Consider the following 7,385-nt stretch of genomic DNA (forward strand, 5'->3'; position numbering starts at 1 on the left):
AGCATGCGCCATCGCAATGGGCCGCCGATCTGATGAAGAAGGGCGCGTCCGGTTCGCTCTGGAAGCGAGACGCGGCAGGCGGTGATTTTCGCAAGCTTGCCGGCGACATTGCCTTTCCCTACGGGCTGCATCCTGTCGGCAAGGATGTGCTTGTCAGTGAAAGCTGGCGCCATCAGTTGGTGCGTTTCGGCGGCGCGACGGGCAGCCGTTCGACGGTTCTGACGCATCTGCCGGGATATCCCGCACGGCTGTCGCCGTCCGCCGATGGTGGGGCCTGGCTGACCTTGTTTGCGCCGCGCAACCGGCTGATCGAATTCGTGCTGCAGGAAACGCATTACCGGCAGGACATGCTGAGCCAAGTGCCGCCGGCCTACTGGATCGCGCCGGCACTGGCGTCCAGCCGCAGCTTCCTCGAGCCGCTGCAATGCGGCGGCATCCGCACCATGGGCATCCACAAGCCGTGGTCGCCGAGCCGCTCCTATGGGCTGGTGGTCAGGCTCGACCAGAAGATGCAGCCGCTGTTCAGCCTGCACAGCCGCGCCAACGGCACGCGTCATGGCATCTGCAGCGTTGCGGAAAAGGACGGCCGGCTGTTTGTCGCCTCCAGAGGCGGCGACTGCGTGCTGGCGATCGACCTCGCTTCGGGAGGTTTCTGATGGAACCGATCGTTCGGCTGGAAAACGTCACCAAGAATTATCGCGGCGTGCCCGCGGTGAAGAACGTCAGCTTCGAACTGCGCAAGGGCGAGATCCATGCGCTGCTCGGCGAGAACGGCGCGGGAAAATCGACGCTGACCAAGATCATCGCCGGTGTGGTCGATGCCACCTCGGGCAAGATGTTCCACAAGGGCCAGGAAATCGCCTACGCCTCGCCGCACGCAGCGCTTGAAGCCGGCATCGCGATGGTGTTCCAGGAGACCAGCCTGGTGCCGTCGATGACGGTGGCGCAGAACCTTTATCTCGGCACCGAAAAGTTCCTCAACCGGCTGCGCGGCACCTACATTTCAGCGCAGCAGTTCCTGCAGTCGCTGAATTTTCCGGTCGACCCCAACGCCATGGTGGCAACGTTGGGCGCCGCCAAGCGGCAGATGGTCGAGATCGCGCGCGCCGTCCACCACAATGCCGAGATCATCATCTTCGACGAGCCGACGGCGACGCTGACGCCGGAGGAGAAGCGGCACTTCTTCGCGCTGATCCGCCGGCTGAAGGCGGGCGGCGTCTCGATCGTCTTCATCAGCCATGCGCTGGAAGAGGCGCTCGATATCGCCGACCGCATCACCATCCTGCGCGACGGCGAGCTGGTCATTACCGACGACACATCCGCCTTCGACCGCGACAGGATCGTTTCCGCCATGGTCGGGCGCACGCTATCGGGACAGATCTACCGCCAGCGCGACGAAGCGAAGCTGCGCAAGGCGGGCAAGAAAGTGCTGTCGGTGCAGGACATTTCGATGAGCAATGTCGTGCGCAACACCTCTTTTTCGATCTTCGAGGGCCAGATCACCGGCGTGTTCGGGCTGATCGGCTCCGGCCGCACCGAGACATTCAAGATCGTCTCAGGCATCTACAAGCGGGATTTCCTGCGCGGCGGCGCGATTGAACTCGATGACAGACCGGTGCGCTATCTCGTGCCGAGCGAAGCGGTGGCCGACGGCATCGTCTATGTCACCGAGGACCGCAAGAGCGAAGGCATCTTCGAGACGATGGGCATTGCCGAAAACCTGTTCGGCGGACTGCTGGCGGCGGGTCGCGAAAAGGCCTGGGTGATCAACACGCAGGAGATGCGCGCGCTCTCGGCCGAATGGACGAAGACGCTGAACATCAAGGCAATCAACGACAATGCGCGCGTCGTCGAGCTGTCAGGCGGCAACCAGCAGAAGGTGGTGATCGGCAAGGGGCTGGTGCAGAAGCCGCGCATCGTCATCTTCGACGAGCCGACACGTGGCGTCGATGTCGGCGCGATCGCCGAGATCCACCAGATCATCAACCGGCTGGCCGATGAGGGGCTGGCCGTCGTCGTCATCTCGTCCTACCTGCCGGAGATCATGAACCTGTCCGACCGCATCCTGGTCTGCCGCCAGGGCCGCATCGTCGAGGAGTTTTCGCCGGCGGAGGCCACGGAGGAGAAGATCATGTACGCGGCCGTGCATTAGATTCAGGTGAGGCCGGCCTGCAAATGGCGGTTTCCTGCGCTTCCGGTGCTCACGTACGAAAAGTACGCTCCGCTCCGGTTCTCGGAACTCACCATTTTCGACTCGGCCTGACCTGAATCTAGACGCCGGCGCTGGAAAAGTGAATCGGACGAGTGGATTGGCCGCAATTGCTCAAGACCTGATTCAATTCACGCAACGATCCAACGAAGGAAAAACCCCATGGCCACCACAAAACTCCTCAGCGATGCCGAGGTCGAAAAGATTCCCGCCGTGAAAGCCGTGTTCGACGACATCCGCGCGACGCGCAAATCCGATTTCGTCAACAATTTCTGGCGCGGGCTGGCCAATGATCCTTCGGCGCTGAAGCGGATCTGGGAACAGTTGAAGGTGGTGATGGTCGCCGACAGCGCCATCGATCCGCTGACCAAGGAGATGATCTACATCGCGGTGTCGACCGCCAATGGCTGCTCCTACTGCGTCCACTCGCACACGGCTGCAGCCCGCGCCAAGGGCATGACCGATGCGCAGCATGGCGAACTGGTGTCGATCATCGGGCTCGCCGGCCAGACCAACCATCTGGTGACGGCGATGCAGATTTCAGTCGATCCGCAGTTCGAGGTGAAGTGAGGCGTCACACTGGCCGGTAAACCTTCTCCGCCGTGTTCCAGAAGATATCCGCCTCGGCCACCGCACCATGCTTGGCCACCGCGTCGCGGTGCGCCTTGATCAGCTCAGCGTGGCTGGTCCACAGCTTCTCGATCGGGAAGTTCGAGCCGAACATCAAATGGTCGGCACCCAGGATATCGATCGCGTTGTCTACGACATAGGCGATCAGCAGGGGATCGTTGCGGTGGACGAAGGTGCCGAGGCCCGACAGCTTGGCGTAAAGATTGGGCGCCGCCGACAGCGTTTGCAGGCCTGCCTTCCAGGCCTCGGTGGTTTCCGGTTCCATGCCGGTCAGCATGCCTGCATGGGTGAGGATGAAATTCGTTTCGGGGTTCTCGCCGACCAGCGTCAGGCCGTCCTTCATCTGGGCGGGGAAGAGCTGCAGGTCGAAGGACAGGCCATAATCCTTGAGCCGCGCCACATTGGCGCGCACTTTCGGGTCGATCACCTGATCGGCGAAGGCGGCGAAGCGGAAGGCCGGGGTCTCGTGCCAGTGCAACTGCATGCGCACGCCGCGCAGCAGCTTGTATTTCATCAAGCGATCGATCTGAGGCCTGATATCGTCGACGGTCATGTCGGTGTAGCCGACGATGGCATGCGGCCAGCCGGTTTCGTCGGACGTCTTCTGCAGGAAAGCGACTTCCTTCTCGAAATCCTCCTTGGCCCAGTTGGTCTGGACGTAGACGGCCTTCTCGACGCCTGAATCCCTCTGGTCTTCGAGAAATTCCTCGATCGGATAGTCGCGCCGGATCGGTTCGTAGGGGCCGAAGATGCGCGGCACCATCGGTCCGACCAGCCATGGCTGGTCCTGTTGGCGCCAGATGTGAAAATGTGCGTCGATGGTTTTCTGCATCATGAAACCCTCTTCCAGATTGTCGCCGCCGCCGGAGCAGGGCGGGCGAGCGACAGGATGAAATCGGTGAGACCGGCAAGCGACGAGCCGTCGACGAGATCGTCGAGGTCGGGCAGGATGGCGCGAAGTGCCGCCGTTGCCGGCCGGAAGCGCGGGTCGCCGGCCAAAGGTGTAGCCAGCGACAGCCGGAAGGCGCGGACGCTCAGCCGCCGCATGGCTGTCTCCAACTCGGCATGATCGCCGCGTTCCAGCGCGTCGGACAGGATGACGATAGCGGCACCGCGTGCAAAGGCTGAAAAGCGCGGCACCGATAGGAAGGCGAGCAGCGTCGGGCCCATGCGGGTGCCGCCGTCCCAATCGTCGACCTGGGCTGCGGCGCGGGCCAATGCCTGGTCGCGGTCGCGGATGCGCAATGCCGCGGTGATGCGGGTCAGCCGCGTGCCGAAGGTGAAGATTTCGGCGCGGTCCGCGCCTTGCACGGCGGCATGCGCCAGCTTCAGATAGTCCGCGGTGTGCAGCTTCATCGAGCCGGAAACGTCGATCAGGAGCAGCAGCTTGCGCGGCACGGTCTGGCGGCGGCGCAGCAGCGGCGAGGGTACGTCGCCATCGGCGCTGACGATTTCCCGCAGCGACCGGCGCAGATCGAGCTTGCCGCGCGAATGCGTGCGCACGGTGCGGAACGAGCGGCGGACGGGCAAGGCTGAAGCGAGCCTGCGGCGGAAAGCGGCAAGGTTGTCGTCGTCGCGCTTGAAATCGCGGGTACTCAGTTGTTCGGCTCCGGAAGAGAGTTTGCCACCTTCCTGATGGCTGATGACCTCGATCTCTTCCTGGCTCGCACCGCCATCATCCTTGATGCGGGTTTCCTCGTCGGCGTCGCCTTCGACTATGGCAGATGTGTTGCCATAGAAATGGCTCTGGAAATGCGCTTCGAATTCGTCGCGGCGGTCGGGCGGCGGCGCCAGGGTGGCGAGGGCCGCCTCGCGGATGTCGGCCATCGAGCGTGGACCGAGCAACGTCACCGCCTGCATGAAACAGGAGACTTGCTCGGGGGCTATGGCAAAGCCGTAGCGGCGCAAGAGCCTGGCAAAACCCAGGAATGGGGAGGCGGCGCGGGGGAGGCTTGTTTCCCGCATCATTCTGTGTCGCCCCCCTCTGTCCTGCCGGACATCTCCCCCTCAAGGGGGGAGATTGGCAGCTTCGGCGCTTCGCTCTGTTCGGCGACGTCAGCGATTAGCGAAAGCGGGGATGACATCCGATCTCCCCCCTTGAGGGGGAGATGTCCGGCAGGACAGAGGGGGGCGCTGTCCCGCCAGCCTTGCGAAATGACCTCCCGCGTCACGCCAGTGCCTCCTCGACGATCCGTCCAAGCTCCGGCGCAATGTAGGAAAGGTCTTCCTCGTCCTTGATCAGCACGCCGATGGCGCGGCGGAAGGCTTCCGGCCACGGGCTGCCGCCCTTCTCCAGGATGGTCGCGGCATTGGCCCATTCGACGGCCTCGGCAATACCCGGCGGCTTGGCCAGCGGCCGGGCACGGATGGTCTGCACGGCCGCCGCCACTGCGCGCGCCGTTGCTTGCGCCACATCGCCGGCGCGCAGCATGATGATGGCGGCCTCGCGCTCGGCGTCGGGATAGCCGATCCAGTGGTAGACACAGCGGCGGCGCAGCGCCTCGGCAAGCTCGCGGGTGCGGTTCGAGGTCAGGATGACGATCGGCTGTGCCGTGGCGCGGATTGTGCCGCGTTCGGGAATGCTGATCTGGAAATCGGAGAGGAATTCCAGAAGCAGCGCCTCGAATTCATGGTCCGAGCGGTCGATCTCATCGACCAGCAGCACCCGCTGCTCCGGCGCCTTCAGCACCTGCAGCAGCGGCCGGGCGATCAGGAAACGGTCTTCGTAGATGTCGATCTCATGCTCGCCGGCGTGGCGAATGGCGAGCAGCTGGCGTTGATAATTCCATTCGTAGAGCGCATGCGCAGCGTCGATGCCTTCATAGCATTGCAGCCGCACCAGATCGCGGCCGAGCAGCGCGGCGATCGCCTTGGCCGCTTCCGTCTTGCCGACGCCTGGTGCGCCTTCGAGCAGCAGCGGCTTCCCCAGCCGGATCGCCAGGAAGATCGCGGTCGCAAGACTGTCGTCGGCCAGATAGCGCGAGGCGGCAAGATGCTGCGCCACCGCCTCCGGTGAGATTGCGACAGTCTCGGCGCTTGTCCCGTTCATTCCAGCCTCAGTTCGCCGCTTGCGCCTTCAGCGCGCGCAGGACGCGCTCCGGCGTGATCGGCAGTGTGTCGATGCGCACGCCGACGGCGTCGAAGACGGCATTGGCGACCGCCGGGATCTGCGGGTTGGCGCACATTTCGCCCGGCCCCTTGGCGCCGTATGGCCCGTCCGCCGATGGCCGCTCCAGCACGATGATCTCGGTCTCGGCGAGGTCGCCGGGGCCGGGCATCAGATACTGGTTGAAGTCGGTGCCGCCATGGTCGCGGTTGGGATAATAGGGCTCGGTCGTCTCGTAGAGCGCGTGGCTGATGCCCATCCACGAACCGCCGACCAGTTGCTGTTCGACCATTTTCGGGTTCAGCGCGCGGCCGATCTCGAAGACGTTCTTCACAGTCAGCACGGTGACCTCGCCGGTCTCGTCGTCGACCTCGACCTCGGCCACGGTGCAGGCATGCGCGTAGCAGGTCGACGGCTTCATCGCGCCGGTCTCTTTCTCCGGATAGGAGCGCGGAATCAGGAACATGCCGCGGCCCGAGATCGAGCGGCCGCGCTTGAAATGCGCCGACAGCGCGACATCGAAGATCGAGATCGATTTTTGCGGGGCGCCCTTGACCAGGATGTTGCCCTGGCCGTCTGTCTCGAGGTCGGAGGCGTTCACCTCCAGTTCCTCGGCGGCCACTTCCAGCATCACCTGCCGCGCTTCCCTTGCCGCCTGGATGACGGCGTTGCCGGCGCGGTGCGTGCCGCGCGAGGCGAAGGTGCCCATGCAGTGCGGGCCGGTGTCGGTGTCGGCGGTGTCGACGACGACGCGGTCTGTCGGCACGCCGATGGTCTCGGCGCAGATCTGCGCCATGATCTGCTTCATGCCCTGCCCGAGATCGACCGATGACAGCGTCACCATGAAATTGCCTGTCGGCGTCGAGTGCACCAGTGCCTGTGTCGGGTCGCCGCCGAGGTTCATGCCGGTGGGATAGTTGATCGCGGCAACGCCGCGTCCGCGCCTGATCGCCATCTCAAGCTCCCTTCACGTAGGAGGACATCGCCAGGTACTTTTCCGCCACCGGCCAGTTGGCGGCGCGCGAAGCTTCCTGCATGCATTCGATCAGTGCGGCGCCCTCTGTCGGCTGGCGGTGCGCTTTCATATCATCGTCGCGATAGGCGTTGATGAAGCGGAATTCGAGCGGATCCATGCCGATCAGCCGCGCCAGCTTGTCCGTCTGCACCTCCAGCGCGAAATCGCCGATGGTGACGCCGAAGCCGCGCATGGCCGACGACGGCGTGCGGTTGGTGTAGACGCAGTAGGTGTCGATCCAGACGTTCGGAATAGTGTAGGGGCCGGGATAATGCCCCGCGCCCTTCTGCGCGCCATAGGGCGAGTGGCGCGAATAGGCGCCGGCATCGGTGTATCCGGTGACCTTGCGCGCGACGATGCGGCCATCTTTCATGACGCCGTCCTTGATGACGACCTTTTCAGCGGCGCGCGGCGACGAGATCTGC

Annotated in this window: 7 protein-coding genes and 1 pseudogene; 3 read left to right on the forward strand and 5 right to left on the reverse strand. The window is 64.0% G+C overall.

The window, feature by feature from the left end:
• From EN991_RS16160 to EN991_RS16170, 3 genes and pseudogenes are all read left to right on the forward strand, one after another.
• Positions 1-656 (forward strand): annotated as a pseudogene (locus EN991_RS16160) (hypothetical protein); the annotation flags it as partial.
• A complete protein-coding gene (locus EN991_RS16165; RefSeq protein WP_013530841.1) occupies positions 656-2,152 on the forward strand; it encodes a sugar ABC transporter ATP-binding protein in 1,497 nt (498 codons plus the stop codon). The pseudogene EN991_RS16160 and the gene EN991_RS16165, both read left to right, overlap by 1 nt.
• Before the next feature lie 219 nt (positions 2,153-2,371).
• The gene (locus EN991_RS16170; RefSeq protein ID WP_127369128.1) at positions 2,372-2,779 is read left to right on the forward strand and encodes a carboxymuconolactone decarboxylase family protein; all 408 of its coding nucleotides are present in this window, start codon (positions 2,372-2,374) and stop codon (positions 2,777-2,779) included.
• A gap of 4 nt (positions 2,780-2,783) precedes the next feature.
• On the opposite strand, the gene EN991_RS16175 is transcribed toward EN991_RS16170, so the two are convergent.
• The 5 genes from EN991_RS16175 to EN991_RS41670 all read right to left on the reverse strand — a co-directional run.
• On the reverse strand, positions 2,784-3,671 hold the full coding sequence (locus EN991_RS16175; RefSeq protein ID WP_164753885.1) for an amidohydrolase: 888 nt from the start codon (positions 3,669-3,671) through the stop codon (positions 2,784-2,786).
• Positions 3,671-4,807 (reverse strand): VWA domain-containing protein, encoded by a 1,137-nt coding sequence (locus EN991_RS16180; RefSeq protein ID WP_127369130.1) that lies wholly within the window; start codon positions 4,805-4,807, stop codon positions 3,671-3,673. Before EN991_RS16180 ends, EN991_RS16175 begins: the two co-directional genes overlap by 1 nt.
• Positions 4,808-5,006: 199 nt before the next feature.
• A complete protein-coding gene (locus EN991_RS16190; RefSeq protein WP_013530845.1) occupies positions 5,007-5,888 on the reverse strand; it encodes a MoxR family ATPase in 882 nt (293 codons plus the stop codon).
• 7 nt (positions 5,889-5,895) lie between these two features.
• Complete coding sequence (locus EN991_RS16195; protein WP_013530846.1) at positions 5,896-6,900, reverse strand: molybdopterin cofactor-binding domain-containing protein; 1,005 nt, start codon at positions 6,898-6,900, stop codon at positions 5,896-5,898.
• A 1-nt stretch (position 6,901) separates the two neighbouring features.
• Positions 6,902-7,385: molybdopterin cofactor-binding domain-containing protein (locus tag EN991_RS41670; RefSeq protein ID WP_164769114.1), on the reverse strand; the 484-nt coding region annotated here is incomplete at its 5' end.

Source organism: Mesorhizobium sp. M7A.F.Ca.US.005.03.2.1, from assembly GCF_003997795.1.
GTDB classification, from domain to species: Bacteria; Pseudomonadota; Alphaproteobacteria; order Rhizobiales; family Rhizobiaceae; genus Mesorhizobium; species Mesorhizobium ciceri.